Origin of the sequence: Streptomyces olindensis (genome assembly GCF_040645895.1) — a bacterium.
GTDB classification, from domain to species: domain Bacteria; phylum Actinomycetota; class Actinomycetes; order Streptomycetales; family Streptomycetaceae; genus Streptomyces; species Streptomyces olindensis.
This window is the reverse complement of sequence record NZ_JBEYZD010000019.1, coordinates 20,721-39,950: the sequence shown is the minus strand read 5'-3', so window position 1 is coordinate 39,950 and position 19,230 is coordinate 20,721. Positions and strand designations below refer to the sequence as shown.

15 protein-coding genes are annotated in these 19,230 nt (G+C 71.9%); 6 read left to right on the top strand and 9 right to left on the bottom strand.

Translation table 11 applies throughout. From position 1 onward, the window contains the following. Positions 1-117 precede the first annotated feature (117 nt). From ABZ948_RS14670 to ABZ948_RS14660, 3 genes are all read left to right on the top strand, one after another. Positions 118-1,320 (top strand): ROK family protein, encoded by a 1,203-nt coding sequence (locus ABZ948_RS14670; RefSeq protein ID WP_359759457.1) that lies wholly within the window; start codon positions 118-120, stop codon positions 1,318-1,320. 418 nt (positions 1,321-1,738) lie between these two features. After that, a complete protein-coding gene (gene ppdK / locus ABZ948_RS14665; RefSeq protein WP_389620991.1) occupies positions 1,739-4,486 on the top strand; it encodes a pyruvate, phosphate dikinase in 2,748 nt (915 codons plus the stop codon). A 289-nt stretch (positions 4,487-4,775) separates the two neighbouring features. Then, positions 4,776-5,144 carry a hypothetical protein gene (locus ABZ948_RS14660; protein ID WP_359759453.1) on the top strand — a complete coding sequence of 123 codons (369 nt, stop codon included), beginning with the start codon at positions 4,776-4,778 and terminating at the stop codon, positions 5,142-5,144. A 75-nt stretch (positions 5,145-5,219) separates the two neighbouring features. Here ABZ948_RS14660 and ABZ948_RS14655 read toward each other — a convergent pair whose 3' ends face one another. Together ABZ948_RS14655 and ABZ948_RS14650 are read right to left on the bottom strand one after the other, a co-directional pair. Next, entirely contained in the window at positions 5,220-5,714 is a 495-nt protein-coding gene (locus tag ABZ948_RS14655) for a DUF6415 family natural product biosynthesis protein (protein WP_359759451.1), read from the bottom strand. 397 nt (positions 5,715-6,111) lie between these two features. Continuing rightward, complete coding sequence (locus ABZ948_RS14650) at positions 6,112-7,362, bottom strand: helix-turn-helix domain-containing protein (RefSeq protein ID WP_359759449.1); 1,251 nt, start codon at positions 7,360-7,362, stop codon at positions 6,112-6,114. A gap of 239 nt (positions 7,363-7,601) precedes the next feature. On the opposite strand from ABZ948_RS14650, the gene ABZ948_RS14645 reads away from it, so the two are divergent. Further along, positions 7,602-8,942 carry an erythromycin esterase family protein gene (locus tag ABZ948_RS14645; RefSeq protein WP_359759447.1) on the top strand — a complete coding sequence of 447 codons (1,341 nt, stop codon included), beginning with the start codon at positions 7,602-7,604 and terminating at the stop codon, positions 8,940-8,942. Positions 8,943-8,949: 7 nt separating this feature from the next. Here the strand turns inward: ABZ948_RS14645 and ABZ948_RS14640 are convergent, their stop codons facing one another. The 6 genes from ABZ948_RS14640 to ABZ948_RS14615 form a co-directional block, all read right to left on the bottom strand. Continuing rightward, positions 8,950-10,143: a serine hydrolase domain-containing protein gene (locus tag ABZ948_RS14640; protein WP_359759446.1), complete on the bottom strand. Its 1,194-nt coding sequence runs from the start codon at positions 10,141-10,143 to the stop codon at positions 8,950-8,952. Beyond that, positions 10,140-10,658, bottom strand: a complete 519-nt coding sequence (locus ABZ948_RS14635) for an NUDIX hydrolase (RefSeq protein WP_359759444.1) — start codon at positions 10,656-10,658, stop codon at positions 10,140-10,142. Before ABZ948_RS14635 ends, ABZ948_RS14640 begins: the two co-directional genes overlap by 4 nt. Before the next feature lie 92 nt (positions 10,659-10,750). Further along, positions 10,751-11,230: an excalibur calcium-binding domain-containing protein gene (locus ABZ948_RS14630; protein ID WP_359759442.1), complete on the bottom strand. Its 480-nt coding sequence runs from the start codon at positions 11,228-11,230 to the stop codon at positions 10,751-10,753. A gap of 109 nt (positions 11,231-11,339) precedes the next feature. Further along, a complete protein-coding gene (locus tag ABZ948_RS14625; RefSeq protein ID WP_359759440.1) occupies positions 11,340-12,494 on the bottom strand; it encodes an alkaline phosphatase PhoX in 1,155 nt (384 codons plus the stop codon). Between the two features lie 267 nt (positions 12,495-12,761). Next, on the bottom strand, positions 12,762-14,246 hold the full coding sequence (locus tag ABZ948_RS14620) for a sensor histidine kinase (RefSeq protein ID WP_359759438.1): 1,485 nt from the start codon (positions 14,244-14,246) through the stop codon (positions 12,762-12,764). Continuing rightward, entirely contained in the window at positions 14,243-15,127 is an 885-nt protein-coding gene (locus ABZ948_RS14615; protein WP_359759436.1) for a response regulator transcription factor, read from the bottom strand. Before ABZ948_RS14615 ends, ABZ948_RS14620 begins: the two co-directional genes overlap by 4 nt. Positions 15,128-15,343: 216 nt before the next feature. On the opposite strand from ABZ948_RS14615, the gene ABZ948_RS14610 reads away from it, so the two are divergent. Both ABZ948_RS14610 and ABZ948_RS14605 read left to right on the top strand, forming a co-directional pair. Next, complete coding sequence (locus ABZ948_RS14610) at positions 15,344-15,949, top strand: carbonic anhydrase (protein ID WP_359759434.1); 606 nt, start codon at positions 15,344-15,346, stop codon at positions 15,947-15,949. A gap of 218 nt (positions 15,950-16,167) precedes the next feature. Continuing rightward, positions 16,168-18,117, top strand: a complete 1,950-nt coding sequence (locus ABZ948_RS14605; RefSeq protein WP_435857495.1) for a SulP family inorganic anion transporter — start codon at positions 16,168-16,170, stop codon at positions 18,115-18,117. Positions 18,118-18,254: 137 nt separating this feature from the next. Here ABZ948_RS14605 and ABZ948_RS14600 read toward each other — a convergent pair whose 3' ends face one another. Then, on the bottom strand, positions 18,255-19,166 hold the full coding sequence (locus ABZ948_RS14600) for an NAD-dependent epimerase/dehydratase family protein (RefSeq protein ID WP_359759610.1): 912 nt from the start codon (positions 19,164-19,166) through the stop codon (positions 18,255-18,257). Positions 19,167-19,230 lie beyond the last annotated feature (64 nt).

The following is a 19,230-nucleotide window of genomic DNA, read 5'->3' as shown; positions in this document are numbered from 1 at the left end:
GGCTCTCCCAAAGACGTACTCCTGACCGGGATCGGCAGGGGCTACCGTAGGGTTACGTCTATTTAACACGCAAAACCCAATATGTAATGCAGGGTTGGGAAACACAAGGGGGTGCGCATGACGGGACGCGTTCAGGCAAGCGCCGGCGATCTGCTCGAACTGGTGCGCAGTCGCCGGGCCACGACCCGGGGTGCGCTCCAGCAGGCGACCGGGCTGTCCCGGGCCACCGTCGGGCAGCGGCTCGACCGGCTCTTCCGCGCGGGCTGGCTGCGCGAGGGCGCCGGCGGCCCGGTGGACTCCCCGTTGGGCGGACGCCCCTCCATCACGCTGGAGTTCGACGACGAGCACGCGGTGGTCCTGGCCGCCGACCTCGACACCCGGCACGCCCGGGCGGCCGTGCTGTCGCTGAGCGGCGAGATCCTCGCCGAGCACTCGGGCACCCTCGTCGTCGAGGACGGGCCGGACGTGGTGCTCGGCGAACTCGGCCGCTGGTTCGCCGAACTGCTGGAGAAGGCCGGGCACAGCGCCGAGACGGTGTGCGGGGTCGGGCTCGCGGTGCCCGGCCCGGTCGACACCGAGACCGGCCGCGTCGTCCAGCCGCCGATCATGCCCGGCTGGGACGGCTACGACATAAGGAGCCGGCTGGCCCGGGCCCTCACCGAGCACACGGGCGCCGAGCCGGTGCCGGTGCTCGTGGACAACGACGCCAACCTGATGGCGTACGGCGAACAGCGCACCGGCCACCCCGACTGCTCCGCCTTCGTGCTGGTCAAGGTCTCCACCGGCATCGGCGCCGGAGTCGTGGTCGACGGCTCGGTCTTCCGCGGCATCGACGGCGGCGCCGGGGACATCGGGCACATCCGGGTGCCGGAGGGCGCCCAGGCGCTGTGCCGGTGCGGTTCCTACGGCTGTCTGGCCGCCGTCGCGAGCGGTGGCGCGGTGGCCCGGCGGCTGGCGGAGGCCGGGGTGCCCGCGGCCTCCGGCTCGGACGTCCGCGACCTGCTCGCGTCCGGGCACCCCGAGGCCGTCGGGCTCGCCCGGGAGGCCGGGCGCCGGGTCGGGGACGTGCTGGCGACGGTCGTGACCCTGCTGAACCCGGGCGTGCTGATGATCGCCGGGGATCTGGCCGGAACCCCCTTCGTCACGGGCGTGCGCGAACTGCTCTACCAGCGGGCGCTGCCCCGCTCCACGGCCCACCTCGACGTCGTCACCTCGCGGCTGGGCGAGCGTGCCGGGCTGGTCGGGGCGGGGGCGATGGTCGTGGAGCACCTCTACGCGCCCGAGCGGGCCGAGGAGCGGCTGCGGGCGCTCGGGGTGTGACAGGTGGTGTGACGGGCGGATTTCGGTCCCGAGACGCGTCCGCATGGTGAAATCCGGTCGGCTGTGGCAGCGTGATTCTCGCCACCCTTGATAAGGGTTGCGCTCAGATGAGCGGATCTTGGGCGACTGCACTTCTCCAAAGGGTGGCACTGAGTGCCACCCTTTGATCGTTCATCGAGCGAAATCAAATGTGCGGAAACTCCGCTCACATGAGCGCCCAGTAGGGCGCAGGGAGGTTCTTGCGTTCAAGAAGTGAAAACATGCGGCTGTGATCGCTTGCCCAGCCTTGACTTTCGATCCGCTGGCGGACGAGTGGTTACAGGCGCATGACGCGCGAGTGGACGTACCCAGACGCCTTTGATCTGGGTATGTTCCTCGCCGTCAGGGCAGCCACCGCGTCCTCGAGGAGTCGAGACCCGTGTCGGAAAACAAAGATCTCCCGGTAGCCGAGCAGGCCGCGAGCGTTGAGGGCGTGAAGTTCGTTTACGACTTCACCGAGGGCAACAAGGACCTCAAGGACCTCCTCGGTGGCAAGGGCGCGAACCTCGCCGAGATGACGAACCTGGGCCTGCCGGTCCCGCCCGGGTTCACCATCACCACCGAGGCCTGCAAGACCTACCTCGACAGCGGCGAGGAGCCGGCGGCACTGCGTGACGAGGTGAGTGCGCACCTCGACGCGCTGGAGGCCCGCATGGGCAAGAAGCTCGGCCAGGCCGACAACCCGCTGCTGGTGTCGGTGCGTTCGGGCGCCAAGTTCTCCATGCCCGGCATGATGGACACCGTCCTCAACATCGGCCTCTCCGACAAGTCCGTGCAGGGCCTGGCCAAGCAGGCGGGCGACGACCGGTTCGCGTGGGACTCCTACCGCCGCCTCATCCAGATGTTCGGCAAGACCGTCCTGGGCGTCGACGGCGAGCTGTTCGAGGACGCGCTGGAGGCCGCCAAGGCCGCCAAGAAGGTCACGGTGGACACCGAGCTGGAGGCCGCCGACCTCAAGAAGCTCGTCACCAAGTTCAAGAAGATCGTCAAGGCCGAGGCCGGGCGGGACTTCCCGCAGGACCCGCGCGAGCAGATGGACCTCGCCATCAAGGCGGTCTTCGACTCCTGGAACGGCGACCGGGCCAAGCTCTACCGCCGCCAGGAGCGCATCCCGCACGACCTGGGCACGGCCGTCAACGTCTGCTCCATGGTCTTCGGCAACCTCGGCCCCGACTCCGGCACCGGCGTCGCCTTCACCCGCGACCCCGCCTCCGGCCACCAGGGCGTCTACGGCGACTACCTGCAGAACGCGCAGGGCGAGGACGTCGTCGCGGGCATCCGCAACACCGTGCCGCTCGCCGAGCTGGAGCAGATCGACAAGAAGTCGTACGACCAGCTCATGCAGATCATGGAGACCCTGGAGAACCACTACAAGGATCTCTGCGACATCGAGTTCACCATCGAGCGCGGTGTGCTGTGGATGCTCCAGACCCGCGTCGGCAAGCGCACCGCGGGCGCGGCCTTCCGCATCGCGACCCAGCTGGTGGACCAGGGCCTGATCGACGAGGCCGAGGCGCTGACCCGCGTCAACGGCGCCCAGCTCGCCCAGCTGATGTTCCCGCGCTTCGACGAGGACGCGAAGGTCTCGCAGGTCGGCAGGGGCATCGCCGCCTCCCCGGGCGCGGCCGTCGGCAAGGCCGTCTTCGACTCCTACACGGCCGTCAAGTGGTCCCGCTCCGGCGAGAAGGTCATCCTCATCCGCCGCGAGACCAACCCCGACGACCTCGACGGCATGATCGCGGCCGAGGGCATCCTGACCTCGCGCGGCGGCAAGACCTCCCACGCGGCCGTGGTCGCCCGCGGCATGGGCAAGACCTGTGTCTGCGGCGCCGAGGAGCTGGAGGTCGACACCAAGCGCCGCCGGATGACCGTGCCGGGCGGGCACGTCGTCGAGGAGGGCGACGTCGTCTCCATCGACGGCTCCACCGGCAAGGTCTACCTCGGTGAGGTACCGGTCGTGCCGTCCCCGGTCGTGGAGTACTTCGAGGGCCGGATGCACCCCGGCGCCGACGACGCCGACGAACTGGTCGAGGCCGTGCACCGCATGATGGCCTTCGCCGACCGCAAGCGCCGCCTGCGGGTGCGCGCCAACGCCGACAACGCCGAGGACGCGCTGCGCGCCCGCCGTTTCGGAGCCCAGGGCATCGGCCTGTGCCGCACCGAGCACATGTTCCTCGGCGACCGGCGCGAGCTGGTGGAGCGGCTGATCCTGGCCGACACCCAGGCCGAGCGCGAGGAGTCTCTCAAGGAACTGCTCCCGCTGCAGAAGCAGGACTTCGTCCAGCTCTTCGAGTCGATGGACGGCCTGCCGGTCACCATCCGCCTCCTGGACCCGCCGCTGCACGAGTTCCTGCCCGACATCACGGAACTCTCGGTCCGCGTGGCCCTCGCGGAGTCCCGCCAGGAGCCGCACGAGAACGAACTCCGCCTGCTCCAGGCGGTCCACCGCCTGCACGAGCAGAACCCGATGCTCGGCCTGCGCGGCGTCCGTCTCGGCCTGGTCATCCCCGGCCTGTTCACCATGCAGGTCCGCGCCATCGCCGAGGCCGCGGCCGAGCGCAAGGCCGCCAAGGGCGACCCGCGCGCCGAGATCATGATCCCGCTCGTCGGCACGGTCCAGGAGCTGGAGATCGTCCGCGAGGAGGCCGACAAGGTCATCGCCGAGGTCGAGGAGGCCTCGGGGACGCAGCTGAAGCTGTCCATCGGCACGATGATCGAGCTGCCGCGCGCCGCCCTGACCGCCGGTCAGATCGCCGAGGCCGCGCAGTTCTTCTCCTTCGGCACGAACGACCTCACCCAGACGGTGTGGGGCTTCTCCCGGGACGACGTCGAGGCCTCGTTCTTCACGGCGTACCTGGAGAAGGGCATCTTCGGCGTCTCCCCGTTCGAGACGATCGACAAGGACGGCGTCGGCTCCCTGGTGAAGCTGGCCGCCAAGGCCGGCCGCGAGACCCGGCCCGACCTCAAGCTCGGCGTCTGCGGCGAGCACGGCGGCGACCCCGAGTCGGTCCACTTCTTCCACGAGGTCGGACTCGACTACGTCTCCTGCTCCCCGTTCCGCATCCCGGTCGCCCGCCTGGAGGCGGGCCGGGCGGCGGTCACGTCCCAGGGCAGCGACCACCGCTAGCCCTGCGGCCCTCCTGGGCCGTGTCCCAGGGCAGCGGCGACCGCTGGCCCTGCGGCCCACTCGGGCCGGTAGCGCTACGGCCCACCCGGGCCGGTCAGAACCCGGAGCCGTCGGCGGTCCCCGACCCTCACCGATCGCGGCGGCTCCGGAGCACGGAGGAGAGCGGGGCGGCACCTTGTGCGGAGGTGCCGTCCCGCTCGCCGTGCCGTGCCCACCGCGCACGCTTGCCGGGACGCTGCGGCGGATCCGGGGCACCGCCCGGACGGCCCGGTGCATAAGATTTGCTCCCATGCCGAAGCCTGACGAGCTGATCGTTGACATCGCCGCCCGTGTGGAGTCCGGGCAGAGCACCCAGATGTCCCTGACCGTGGTGACCGGTGGTGCTGTCATCACCGGTCGCCTTGCTCCCGAAGCCGTGTGGCGGCAGAGGGTGTCGGAGGTGCTGACGGACTCCGCCCGCCTGGGCGAGTTCTCCGCCGTTTTCGACGGCCCTCCGAAGAAGGACGGCCCGCCCACGCACCTGCACTTCCACGTCGCCCGCATCCTGCAGGGCACGATGGGGATCCCGGAGACGGGCGGGATGTACCGCGTCGCGATCGAGGACGTCAGTGCCTGGACCGTGGGGGACTTCAGCTACTCCGATCAACTCACCCACTGACCCACCGTCTCGCCGAGAGCGACACGGCACGAGCGAGGGCCCCACGGGTGCGGGGACACAAGGGCGGGCGGCCGGTCAGCGCCGGGTGTGCCTCACCGCGGGTGCGCAGCGCTGATGGACACGACCCGACTCGAGACCCGCTCCCGAGGGGCACGCCCGCTGGAACGGCGCCCACGCTTCGTCGCCGATGACGTGGTCGCAGAGCAGGCAGACGGTGATCCCGGTGAGCGTGTCGTGGTGGTCGCACAAGGAGACGACCGACCGGGCCAGCGACTTGACCCGTTCGACCTCGCCGCACAGGCCCGCGGCCTCCGGCTCGTCCATACGACGCCTGGCCTCGGCGACGCCGGCCAACGCCACGTTCGCCGGCACGTCGTCCCTGGAGCGCTCGGCGGCGAGCCGCTCGATCCGCGGGACCAGGTGTTCCAGGAACTCGCGGAGGTCTCTCGCCATGAGCTGCGTGGCCTGGTGGCGCGGCAGTGTGCGCTGGTCCAGGAACCAGCTCGCCTGGGCACGCATCGCGGTCACGCCCGGAACGGGCACGTCGGTCTCGGAGCGGGTGGCTGTCACCGGCCGACGCCCCCGGGCCCCGCCTGGGCACCTGCGTACACGCCCTCACCCAGGCGCGCGACGTAGGGCCGGACCAGGACGCCCGTGTCCTCCTGCCGTGCCCGGCGGTAGCTCCGGACGGCCATGAGCCGCGCGCCCCGGACGTCAGGCGATGGCCGACAAGAGGCCGGGGGGAGCACGGCGCGCGGCACGGGGGTACGGCGGTGCCGGCCGGGGGTGCGCGGTCCGGACAGCACAGCTCTCGCCCGTTCGAGTGCACGTGATAGGAAGACCACTGTTGACGCTCCTCAGCAGCGTTGGCCACGCCCCGGGACTGTTCGCGCGGTCGCCGGGGCCCTTGTGCCAAGACCGTAGAAGCGCCTCCACTCGATCGCCGACCGTAATCCGGTCGCTACGCTCAGGCGGCGAGGAGGCCGATCTTTGCGGCCAGGTCAGCGGCACGACGGCGGCGAGGTGCTCGTGTCGATTCCACTGCCTCAAGAAGGATCGCCCGCGCGTAGCCGTTGTACCGGATCGTTTCCGGCGCGGCCGCGAACGCCTTCTCCAGTGACGCCAACGCAGTGTCCGGCTGGTTGTCCAGCTGGTAGCCCCGGGCTTCCTCGATGCGGTGCCGGGCGCGGCGGGGCCGGGACTTGATGACGCTCTGGTCCGCCCGGGCAGCCTGCCGTACGGACTCGCCTCCCTGGTGCAGTTCCACCGCCACCGTCACCGCGTGCGCGCCCATGATGGCTCGGGAGAACGACGTCACCGGGTGGAAGTAGTCCGCGGGCAGCCGCGAGGCCACGTCCTTCGCCCTGTCCCAGTGCCGCCACGCGGTGCCCGTTTCACGCCGTCGGGCCGCGGTGTAGCCGAGCTCGAACTCCAGCGCACCGGCGATGGCGAGGATGTCGTCGTTTCCTTCCGGCAGCAAGGGCTTGAGGAAGGCGACGGCTTCGCGGTTCACGGCGTCGGCGGCGTCGAAGTGCCGGGGTCCGCAGTCGCGGTGCGCCTGGGCAAGCAGCCACGAAGCGACACCGATGGCGTGCGGGTCCTCGCTCTCCTGAGCGGCGATCATGCCCCGCTCCGCAACCCGCCACAGCAGGGAACTGTCGGGCTGGTAGGCGATGAAGAACTGGGACAGCGAGTAGACCTGGGCGAGGAGGGCCTGCGCCGTACGTCGCTCTGCCGCACTGTCGGCATTCCTGACGAGGGTCTGAGCGTCCCGGATCAGGTCGGGCAACAGCCTGCCGATCGCCTCACGGTGGTTCTCCGAGGCATGCCGCTCCCTCCAGGCCGCGTGCAGGCGGGCCTCCAGATGCGCAACACGCGGCGGCTCCGTGCTCCGGGTGAGGGCGAAGTCGTCGATGGCCGCTTTCACCGCCGCCAAGCGAGGGTGGCCTGGGCCGACGAAAAGGTCAACGTGAGCATCCGGCCTGCCCGTGAGGTCGGCGAGGTCCCGGACCCGCAACGCCTGTGCGATCCGCAGAACCATGTCGAGTCCAGGCGCCTTCTGCTGCCCGTTCTCGATTTTGCGCAGGGTGTGCGGTGAGATGTCGATGAGATCGGCGAGTTGAGCCTGTGTCATGCCGCGGCGCTCACGCAGAATCTGCACTCGCTGACCGAATCGCAGCGGATCGGCGTACGGGTCCGGGGTAGCGTCTTCAGACATCACGGCCTTGCCCCTCCTGGCAGCTTCGTCACTGCCAGAGTAGGGGGCGAGGCCGGTCTCGTGTGAGGTTCCTGCGGGCGGCCGCCTCGCCGTTACTCGGTGCGCTGAGTGGGCTGAACAGAACCTCTGATCCGTCGCGTGCGGTCGGCGCCCGAGGACGGAGTCACCCCGTCGGATCTCGCGACCCGTTCAGGTGCGGGCGGGTTCGGAAAGGCAGGACTTCGGGCACGTATGCGGACATGTCGTGCCTGCGCCCCTGGACCTTCCTCGTCCTCGTGTTGATCCTCCTCGCCCCGGTCCCTTCCGCCGCCGCCCCCCGGGCGACGGGCGACCCGGTCGTGCCGGGGCTGGAGCGGGTCGCGAGTCCGTTGCGTACCGCCGAGCCCGGCGGGGACGTCAGGGATCTGCGGCCGGTCGGCAGAGCCGTCGGGGACGCGGTCGTGGTGGGGATGGGCGAGGCGACGCACGGCTCGCACGAGTTCCTCGCCATGAAGGACCGGGTCTTCCGGTACCTGGTGGAGCACCGGGGCTTCCGCACCTTCGCCCTGGAGACGGCCTGGAGCACCGGGGTGCGCCTCGACGAGTACGTCGTCCACGGCAAGGGCGACCCGGAGCGCATCATGCGGGAGGACTTCCAGTACACCTACGCGCTGAACCCCACCGCCGAGAACCTCGAACTGGTGGAGTGGATGCGGGACCACAACCGCCGGCATCCGCACGACCCGGTCCGCTTCATGGGGGACGACTGGGGCTACACCGGCCCGGAGCTGTACGACCGGGTGACCGAGTACGTCGCCCGGGTCCGGCCGGACCTGTCGCCGCGCTTCGACGCGCTGTACCGGGGGCTGCGGCCGGCCGTCCCCTCCGGCGAGTACCAGAAGGCCTACCTCGCCCGCCCGCTGGCCGAGCGGCAGGACATGGCGTCACGGACCGGCCGCGCCCTGGCGCTGCTGGAGACGCTGGAGCCGCGCGGCGAGGCCGGGCGGCGGGAGTTCGCCGAGGTGCTCCGGCACGCTACGGTGATCGACCAGACGGCCACCGGCTACGGCTTCGACTTCGACGACCCGCGGCAGGTCGCCGAGGCCATGCGCTGGCGGGACGACGTCATGGCGGACAACATCGTCTGGTGGCACCGGCACACCGGGCACCGGATCCTGCTCGCGGGCCACAACAACCACATCGGCTACGAACCCGAGGACCCGCGTGTCCTGCCGAGGACGCAGGGGGCGTTCCTGCGGGACCGGATCGGCGACGGCTACGTGAGCGTCGGGCTCACCTTCGGCCGTGGCTCGTTCAAGGCCACCGACCCGGAGGAGGTGCACATGCTCACCCACACGGTCGGCCCCCCGCGGCCCGGCAGCAACGAGCACACCCTCGATCAGGTGAGGTACGGCCGCTGGGTCCTGGACCTGCGCACGGCCCCCGGCCCGGCCCGGACCTGGCTGGCCGAGGCCCGGCCCACGCGCAGTGTCGGTACCGCCTACCCGGAGGAGCGGAACTGGTTCGACATCGCGCTGGGCCGCTGCTACGACGTCCTGATCCATCAGGACCGGGTGCGGGCCGTGGACCTGCTGTCCTGAGCGGCTGTCACCGCCCGCAGAGCATCCGGTCGATGAACCCTTGGAGGGCCTTCTCGGTGCGGAGGAGCCGCGTCTCGTCGGTGTTCCGTCCGCTCACCGTGATGACGACGGACCGCTCGCCGTCGGCGGTGAAGCCCGTTCTGACGAAGGTGCCTTCGAGGTCGCCGTGATGGCCCCAGCGGCTCCCGCCGCACGCCAGCGGCTGTTCCTGCAGGCCGAGGCCGTACCGCATCCCGGGCGTGTACTGCTGGTGCTCCTCGTTGACGGGGACGGTGGTGCGCATCGCGGTCAGTTCCCGGGGCGGGAGGAGTCCGCCGGTGAGCAGGGCCGTGAAGAACCGGTCCAGGTCGTGGGGCGTGGAGACCAGCGAGCCGGCCGGGCCCGCCCACGCCATGTTGCGGATGGTGGTGTCGGTGTAGTCGTCGGACCCCGCGAACCGGTGGTGGGTGTGCGCGTGGGGCTCCGGCAGGTACGGGTCGTCGCCGGGGACGCGGGTGCCGTGCAGGCCCAGCCGGCGGACGATCCGCTCGTGCACCTCCTCGGCCCAGGGGCGTCCCGTGACCTTCTCGATGACGGCGCCCAGGAGGTGGTAGCCGGTGTTCGAGTAGCTCCAGCGGGGTTCCGGGTCGTCCGGGTCGGCAGGGGGAAAGTCCGGGGGGTGCCGCAGCGCGATGTCGACCAGGTGCTCGGGGTCGACGCGCTCGAAGCGCCTGCGCTCGAAGTCCGGGGCGGTTTTGCCGGTCAGCTCGGTGGAGTCGGGGTCGTAGAGGCCGCTGGTGTGCTGGAGCAGGTGCCGGACGGTGATGCGGCTGCCGTCGTTGCCGTGGCCCCGGACGCGGCCGGGGAGCCAGTGCTCCACCGTGTCACTCAGGGACAGGCGGCGCTCGGCGGCCAGCTGGAGCACGGTCGCGGCCACGAGGGACTTGGTGACGCTGGCGGCCCGGACGTGCGGGTTGTCCGGCACGGGCCGGCCGGTGCCCGCGACGGCCTCGCCGGCCCCGGCTTCGGCGACGTGCCGCCCGTCCCGGACGCGGATGTGCAGGCTGACGGCCCGGGCGGTGTCCAGGACGGCGGCGGCCTCGTGGCGCAGCCGCTCCGGTGTGAGGGGGCCCGGGGTGGAGCCGGCCGACGGGGTGTTCGGGGCGAGGGAGACCGCGAGGGCAGCGGCGACGACGACCGCCAGGCGGCGCGGCGCGTTCACTGCGGCCGTCCTTCCTTCAGGCTTACGACGGTCCCGGCCAGGGCGGCGCCGTGCAGGGCGGTGAGGGCGGGCAGGACGGGCATGAGCGCGGTCGACCCGAGCTCGTCGAGGGCGAACAGGCCGTGGTCGTCGTGCTCTTCGCTGCGACGGACGGACACGTCCGCGGGGAGGCGTCCGCCGTGGAAGTAGAAGTCGATCACCGGGCCCGTGCCCATCACGTCGGCCCGGTGGTCGTAGCCGATGAACCGCGGTGGGCGGTCGAGCACGATGCCGGTCTCCTCGCACACCTCCCGGTGCGCGGCGGTGACGGGGTCCTCCCCGTGGTCGAGCATGCCGCCCGGCAGTCCCCAGAGCCCGGCACCGGGCTGGCTCTCGGCGTAGCGCAGCAGCAGGATCCGGTCCTCGGCGTCGAGCAGCAGGACGCACGACGCGACGATGGTCTGCGGCAGCGTCTTGACCCACTCGGCACGCGGCAGCACGCGCGGCGCGTTCGATGCGGGCACGGTCGTCTCCACGGTGGTGTTCCTTCCCTCGGCCGGGCAGCTCGCGACGAACTGCCCAACCGGTGGAACGGCCGGATCCGCCGATGGTCACCGGCGGGTCCGGCTCATGTGTCGCAGGCGACCCCGTCGTTGTCCCGGTCCAGGTGGGAGGCGTACCCGGGTTCGCCGCGGTGGATGGGTGCGGCGCCGGCGGCACGGACGGCACTGCAGTTCGCGTAGTAGACGTCCTCGCCGCCCGATCCACCGTCGTCGGATCCTCCGCCCGCCGCCGGCCGGGCGGTGACCGTGGTGGTGACCCGGACGGTCTTCGTCGCGGTGACCGTGGGTGCGGGTTCCGGCTCCTTCGCGAGCGGTGTCGCGGTGGCGGTGGCCGTCGCGGTGACGGTGACAGTCGGCTGCGGCCCGGCGGCCGCGGGCTTCGCGTCCGTGGTGGTCTCGCCGCCACCGGCACCGATGCCGGCGCCGAGGAACAGGGCCAGGGCGAGCGCGGGCAGCACGTAACGCTTGCGGGCCCAGCGGGGTGCCGGGCGCGAGGGCTGCGGCGCGGGCGGCCCGGGGTAGGGGCCGGTGTACGGATTGGTCATGGTCATCCCCCCAGAGGTGGTACGTGAGGGGATGACCGTAGGACCGGACGGCCCGTCTTGAGGGCCGGGTGACCATTTTGTGATGGTCGTGTGAAGCCGGGCTCGGTGGTTACGCCCGGAACGGCCCCTTCACCTCGTACGTGATGCCGCCCGAGGAGCTGCCGGTCGTGCCTCGCTGGCTGGAGAAGTAGAGGCGGGTGCCGTCGGGGGAGAAGGCGGGGCCGGTGATCTCCGAGGCGGACTGGCCGTCGATGCGGAGGAAGGGGGCCACGACGTCGTCGGGGGTGATCACGCAGATCTCCATGTTGCCGCCGTCCTCGGCGACGAAGAGGTCGCCGGAGGTGGAGCCGGTGACGTTGTCGACGCCCGTCAGGGGGGCCGTGCCGCTCACCAGGGAGTCGTCGTAGGCGAGTTCGATGGTCTGGGCGGCGGCGTTGTACTGCCAGACGCGGTTGTCGCCCTTGGTGGTGAACCAGCACGTGTCGTTCGCGTAGTAGCAGCCCTCGCCGCCGTTGAAGCGCTTGGCTCCGGAGACCTGGCTGCGGGTGGCGGTCGCGCCGGAGGGGTCGGGGACCCGGGCCCAGGCGACCGGGCCGCTCGTGCCGCTGCCCGCCACCATGACCTCCAGCGTGCCGGAGGAGAGGTCGCCCCAGGTCGTCGGCCGGAAGCGGTAGAAGCAGCCGTCCGTGACGTCCTCCGTCATGTAGACGACCTGGCGGACCGGGTCGGCGGCCGCCGCCTCGTGCTTGAAGCGGCCCATCGCGTCGTGGCGGACGGACGCCTTTGCGCCCCAGGGGTCGGTCTCAAAGACGTAGCCGCGGTCGACCTCCTCGCAGGACAGCCAGGTGTTCCACGGGGTCTTGCCGCCCGCGCAGTTCGTGCGGGTGTTGGACAGGATCCGGTACGCGCCGGTGATCGCGCCCGTCGACGAGAACTTCACCGCGCTCGCCCCGCCGCCCGGGTTGATCTCCGAGTTCGAGACGTAGATCCAGCCCGTGCCGTCGGCGTAACAGGCGCCGCCGTCCGGGGCGTTGTGCCAGGTGTACGACGTGGTCCCGACCCGCTGGCCCGACCGGGCGATCACCCGGCTCGTGAAGCCGCTCGGGAGTCGGATGCCGTTGGCGTCCGGGGAGCCCAGCGGCCCGTAGGGGCCGGTGCCGGGCTGGGCCGGGGCCGCGTACGCGGCGCCGCGCCACAGCGTTCCGCCCAGAGCGGCCGATGTGCCGCCGAGGACGGCCGCACGCAGGAGGCTACGACGTTCCACTCTCACTCCAAGAGGTGCCGTACCGCCCTGCCGCCGGTCGACGGCAGGGTCGTGCGTGGGGGGAGGCGGAGAGGACGCTAGGGGCGCGGGGTTGACGGGGCATGGACAAACAGTGGCCGGGGGGCGGCATGCTGTGAGCCGCCTGTGGGCGGGCGGGGAGCGAGCGCCTGACGCGGGCAGCGCCGGTGGGCGTCCGGCGGGGCGGGCGCCTGCGGGGGCAGCGCCGGTGGGCGGGCGGCTGCGGGGCAGCGCCGGTGGGCGGGCGGCCTACGCGGGCAGCGCCGGTGCCTCCCGTCTGGGCCTCCTCGGGCGGTCCCCGCCCGGCCCCGGTACCTCTCCCGGCGGACGCGCCGACGGCAGCCGGATCACCACGTCGAGGCCGCCCGTCGCCGCCGCGTGCAGGGTCGCCTCGCCGCCACTGGCGTGGGCGAGGCGCTGCACCAGGGCGAGGCCGAGGCCCGTGCCGCCCTTGGGCGCGCCCGGGGCGCGCCAGAAACGGTCGAAGGCGCGGGCCCGCTGTTCCTCCGTCATGCCGGGCCCCTCGTCGGTGACGTGCAGGTCGACCCAGCGGGGGCGGCTGTCGCGCAACGCCCTCCGGGACGGGGCCTGCAGTCGCAGTTCGATCGTGACGGTGCTGCCGGCCGGGGACGCCCGCAGGGCGTTGGAGAGGAGGTTGTCCATGATCTGCTCGACGGCTCCCGGCACCGCGAGCACCGGGCCGACACTGCCCGCGAAGAGCACGAGGGAGACGTCCTCCCGTGCGAACAGGGGCTGCCAGGTGCGGTGCCGTTCCGCGCAGACCGCGCCCAGGTCGACGGTCGCGGGGATGGCCGCGTGCTCCTCCAGCCGGGCCATCGCCAGCAGGTGCTCGACCATCCGGGCGAGCCGGTCCGTCTCCGTGACGGCCGCGGTGAGACTGCCCCGGGCACGGGCGGCGACGTCCGGCTCCAGGTTCTCCAGGCGCAGCCGCAGGGCCGCGAGCGGGGTCTTCAGCTGGTGCGAGGCCTCGCCCGCGAACGCCCGCTGGGAGGCGAGCAGATGGGCGAGCCGGGCCGCGGTGTGGTTGAACGCGGCGGCCAGGCTGCGTACTTCCGGCGGGCCCTTCGTGATGGTCACCGGCGCGAACCGGCCGCCGTCGGCCAGGTCGTGCGTGGCCTGCTCCAGCTCGCGGATCGGGCGGCCCGCCCAGCGGGCGAAGGCGAAGCCGAGCACGGCGACCGCCGTCAGCACCGCCGCACCGCCCAGCGCCAGCAGCAGCCACACGTGGTGCACCCGCTCGTGCACGGTCCGGGTGGGCACCGTCAGCCACACCGCGCCCACCGGCCGCGCCTCCTGGCCGACCGGCGCGGCCACCGACAGGTACTCGACCCCGCCGATGGTGGACGTACGGACGTCCACCGTCGAGGTGCCGCGCAGCGCCGCCGCGATGCCGGGCCGGGCGGCCAGGCGGCCGGTCATGCCGACGTCCAAGGGGTGCGACGTGGCGAGCGCCGCGCCCGAGGCGTCGACGATCACCACCTTGCCGCCGATGCGCCGCGCGCAGTGCGCCACCCGCGCGGGCAGGTCCCGCTCGGCCCGCCCCGCCGCGAGGGACAGCGCGGCGTACGCCGACACCGACTCGGCCTCGTCCTTCGCCGCGTTGACCACCCGCTCCCGCTCGCCGCGCGAGTACACGAAGCCCAGCGGGATCTCCAGGCAGAGCAGCACCAGCGCGGCGAGGCTGAGGTAGCTGAGCAGCAGCCGGCGGGTCACGGAGACGCCACCTGCGCCGCGCCCGGCCCCGTGTGCACCGCCAGCCGGAAACCGACGCCCCGCAGCGTCCTGATCCACGCCGGGTGGCCCAGCTTGCGGCGCAGCGCGGCCACATGGACGTCCAGCGTCTTCGTGGGGCCGTCGTAGTGCGGGTCCCAGACCCGGTCGAGGATCTGCTGGCGCGAGTAGACCGCCCCCGGGTCCTCGCTGAGCAGCGCCAGCAGGTCGAACTCCTTGGGCGTGAGCAGGACGGGGGCGTCGCCGACCCAGACCTGCCGGGTACGGCGGTCCACGACGAGCGGGCCCGGGTCGGGGGTGGGGGACGCGGACGGGGACGCGGACGCGGACGGGGCGTACGAGGTGGCCGTGGGGGGTTCGTAGGACAGGGGCTCGTAGGACAGGGCCGGGGTCCGGGCGCCGGGTGTCGGGGCCGCCGATTCGTACGCTGGTTCGTACGCCGGTTCCTGCGGCGGCGCGTCGGGGGTGCTCTGGGGGCCGGGCGGTTCAGGGAACGCCGGGTGGGTGCGTTGCGTCCGGCGGGTCACGGCACGGACCCGGGCCACCAGCTCCCGCACGCTGAAAGGTTTCGCCAGGTAGTCGTCGGCGCCCAGCTCCAGGCCCAGCACGCGGTCGGCCTCCTCGCCGCGCGCGCTGAGGATGACGATCGGCACGTCCGAGACCTGGCGGATGCCCCGGCAGACGTCGATGCCGTCCATGTCGGGCAGCCCCAGGTCGAGCAGGACGACGTCGTTGTACGGGCCTCTCAGGCCGTCCGTGCCGGTGGCGACGTGGTCGACCGTCAGCCCGAAGTGGCCGAGCCCTTCGGTGAGCGGCTCGGCGATCGTCTCGTCGTCCTCGATGAGCAGTACTCGTATGCCCATACGTCCTGTCTCTCCGTGAGCCGGCATGAATCCGGGCAGCGTGAATTCGCATTCGCTGCCGCGGAGTTCACACGCTACAAGATGAGCGATCGTATGGGTATCCGGACAAAGAATGTTCAATTCCTGGCCGGGCTCTGGAGTTTGCTTAACCTTCCTCTGTAGGTCGGCCGTCTACGGTGGTGAGCGCAGAAGGAAACCCCAGCTCAGGAGGCAGAGTTGAAGGCACTGCTGGACCGCGCCCGTGCGTTCAGGACGCGCGTCGATTTCGACAGCGGCGAATATCGGAAACTGGCCGAGGGGCAATATCCGGAGGCGTTGTTCATCACCTGCTCGGACTCCCGGGTCATACCCGCCCTCATCACGGGTGCACGGCCCGGGGAAATATTCGAGCTACGGAACGCGGGCAATATCGTGCCGCCCTACGGACGGCCCGGGGCCTCCGGAGAGGCGGCCACCATCGAGTACGCACTGGAGGTGCTCGGGGTTCAGGACATCGTGGTGTGCGGTCACTCACACTGCGGTGCGATGGGCGCGCTGAAGTCCGGCGACGACCTGTCGGCACTGCCCGGCGTGGACGCCTGGCTCCGCATCGCCCGGCCGGAGCTGACCCCCGTCCTCGACACCGCGCCGGACGACCCGTCCCTGCCGGAGGTGTCCCAGAGCAACGTCGTCAACCAACTGGCCGCGCTGCGCAGTTACCCGGTGGTCCGGCAGCGCCTCGACTCGGGCCGGCTGCGGCTGCACGGCTGGTACTACGAGGTGGACACGGGGTTCGTCTACGAACTGGGCGACGACGGCGACTTCCGGGTGCACGCCGCGTGAGCGGGGCGCATGCGCGAGGGCGGGGCCGGGGCGGTACGGCCGGGGGCCGGGTGGCAGACGGTTTGTCGGGGGGCGTCGGCGACTGGTCGACGAGTGGGCCTCCGGGAGGGGTGGTGGGGGAGCCCGGGGGCGGTGCCCAGGGAGGTGCGACGGGTGGTTGGGGGGCAGGTTCCGCCGAGGGTGGTGGGATCGGAACCGGGGCCAGTGGAGTCGGCGGGATGCTGGGTGGACTGGTTCGCCAGGTGAGCCGTGGAGCCAAGGGCGCCGGGGCCAACGGCGCCGGTGGGAAGGGCGCTGAAGAGAAGGGCGCCGGTGGAGAGGGTGCCGCTGGAGAGGGCGCCGGTGGCAAGGGCAGGGCGCGAGGCGATCTCGCGACCGACGTCACCGCCTCGCTCGTCGTCTTCCTCGTCGCCCTGCCGCTGTGCATCGGCGTCGCCGTCGCCTCCGGGGTGCCGGCCGAACTCGGGATCATCTCCGGGGTGATCGGCGGCCTCGTCGTCGGTGCGATCAGGGGCAGCACGCTCCAGGTCAGCGGACCGGCCGCCGGACTCGCCGCGCTGGTCGCGGAGACCGTCGCCGAGGTCGGCGTGGCCATGCTCGGCGTCATCGTGCTGTTCGCCGGCCTCCTCCAGATCGTCCTGGGACTGGTGCGGCTCGGCCGGATGTTCCAGGCCATCTCGGTCGCCGTCGTGCAGGGCATGCTGGCCGGCATCGGAGTGCCGCTGATGTTCAGCCAGGCCTACCCCATGGCCGACGACAAAGCCCCCGGCACCCCGATCGAGAACATGGCCGGGATCCCCGGGCTGCTGGCCGACGTCCTGACCGACCCGCAGGCGATGATCGCCACCCTGCTCGGCGTCGTCACGATCGTGCTCAGCTTCGTGTGGAAGAAGGTGCCGGGACCGGCCGGGAAGATCCCCGCCGCGCTGGTCGCCGTCGGCATCGGCATGGTCGTCGCCGCGCTGCCCGGCGTGAACGTCAAGACGCTCCAGGTGGGCAACCTGCTGGCGTCCGTGCAGGTGCCGGGCGCGGAGCAGTTCGCCCGGCTCACGGACGGGGCGGTCATCACCGCCATCCTCACCTTCACGGTCATCGCGTCCGCCGAGAGCCTGTTCACGGCCGCCGCCGTGGACCGTATGCACAGCGGCCCGCGCACCCGCTACAACACCGAGTTGATCGCCCAGGGCGCCGGGAACACCGTCGCGGGCATCCTCGGAGCGCTCCCCATCACGGCGGTCGTCGCCCGCAGTTCGGCGAACGTCCAGGCCGGTGCCAAGACGCGGCTCTCGCGCACCCTGCACGGCCTGTGGCTGCTCGCGTTCGCGCTGCTGCTGCCGCAGGTGCTCGCCCTGATCCCGATCTCGGTGCTCGCGGGTGTCCTCGTGCACAGCGGCTGGAAGCTGTTCGGCCCCGCGGAGTTCCCGAAGATGTGGCGGCAGGACAAGGGCGAGTTCGCGGTGATGACGATGACCACCCTGGTCATCGTGGCGACCGCGCTCCTGGAGGGCGTGCTGTTCGGGCTCGCCGCGGGGATCGTGCTGGCCGCGCTGCGCATGTCCCAGACCGTCGTCCGCCGGCACATCGAGGAGGACACGGCCAAGGTCGTCATGGCCGGCAACGCCACGTTCCTGCGTCTGCCGAAGGTGATCGAGGCGCTGGAGGCCGCCGCCGCGTCCGGGAAGCCGAGGATCCGGCTCGACCTGACCGGCGTGACCCACCTCGACCACGCCTGCCGCAGCCAGGTCGAGGAGTTCACCGCGCAGCAGCGGGGACTGGGGCGGCGGGTGGAACTGCTGATGCCGGGGGAGGCGAAGCCGGGCGGCGCCGGGCCCGTCGACGAAGGCCCGGTACCGGCGCCGCTGCCCAGGCGCCGGGCCGCCGCCATGCCGGACGGACCGGCGGAAGCGGCGCAGCCGGCGACGAGGACGGAACCGTCGGCGTGGGCGGAAACGGCGCCGAGGGGGGAACCGTCGGCGTGGGCGGAGTCGGCGACGTGGACGGGACCGTCGGCGTGGACGGAACCGGCGGCGAGGGCCGAACCGGCGAGCGTGGGGGCCGCGGAAGCGGCGGCACCGGCGCCGTGGCCCACCGCCGACGCCGAGTGGTTCTACCTCGACACACGGCCCCTCCCGGAGGAGCGGGCGTCCCACTCGCCTTTCGTGGGATGACGGCCGGCCCTTGCCGGAACGCCGCGGTCGCGGGCACGCGTACGCGCGCGTGCCCGCCACCACGTTGGTGCCGCGCGCAGGGGTGAGGCGCCCAAGTCGGTCGTGGAGCCAGATGTCAGAGCCGCTCGCGCGGACGGTTACCGCTGGCGCACGGCGGTGCCCAGCATGCGCGCGAGTCCGGTCTCCAGGGGGATCTGCGGGGCCCAGTCGAGGGTTTTCCCGGCCGCCGTCACGTCCAGGCAGATCTCCGTACGGTCGAAGCTCCTGGCAGGCCGGCGCTGCACCGGAATGCTGTGCCCGGCGGCGCGTTCGAAGCACTCATGGAGCTCGTTCAGTCCCACCGGAACGCCCGACCCGATGTTCAGTGTGGTGGGCGCCCGGGCGGCACGGAGCCGGGCGGCGTGCCGATGGACCGCGAGCAGCGCCTCGACGGCGTCCTCCACGTGCAGGTAGTCCCTGCTCGAGTGGCCGTAGAGGGTGAGCGGCGCACCCTCGCGGACGGCCTTGACCCAGTGCGCGATCACCCCGCACCCCCGGCGCGGGACCTGACGGGGACCGTAGAGGTTGGAGAACCGGAGGACCACCGGGGTGATCCATTCCACCGCCGTCAACGCGCGCTCCTGGTCGAGTTTCGCGGCTCCGTACGCCGAGACCGGCAGGGTCGGCGCGTCCTCGCGGAACGGCTGCGGGGCATCGGGCGCGTACACGGTGCCGCCCGAGCTGGCGAGCACGACCAGGGGGCGGTGGGCGGTCTTTCTGACACTCCACAGGAGCATCTGGAGATTCCAGAGGTCCGCCTTGGCCAGATCCGGCCGTTCCTCCGTCAGCGCGGGGGTGGTGCTGCCCGCCACGTAATAGATCGTCTCGGCTTTCAGCAGTTCCCGGTGCACGCTGCCCAGGGGGGCGAACGGATTGTCCCGGGTGAAACCGAAAGTGCGTATGCCGGCGGATGTGAGGCCACGGTAGAGATGGCTCCCGATGAAGCCGGAAGCGCCCACGACAGCGGCTGTCCCGGCGGTCCGAGATAAGGCAGGGGCTTTCCCATTCATGTTCACCATGCACGATCCCCTCGTTCTTCGACGAGTTCCCTTCGAAGAGGGTACGTGCGGTCAA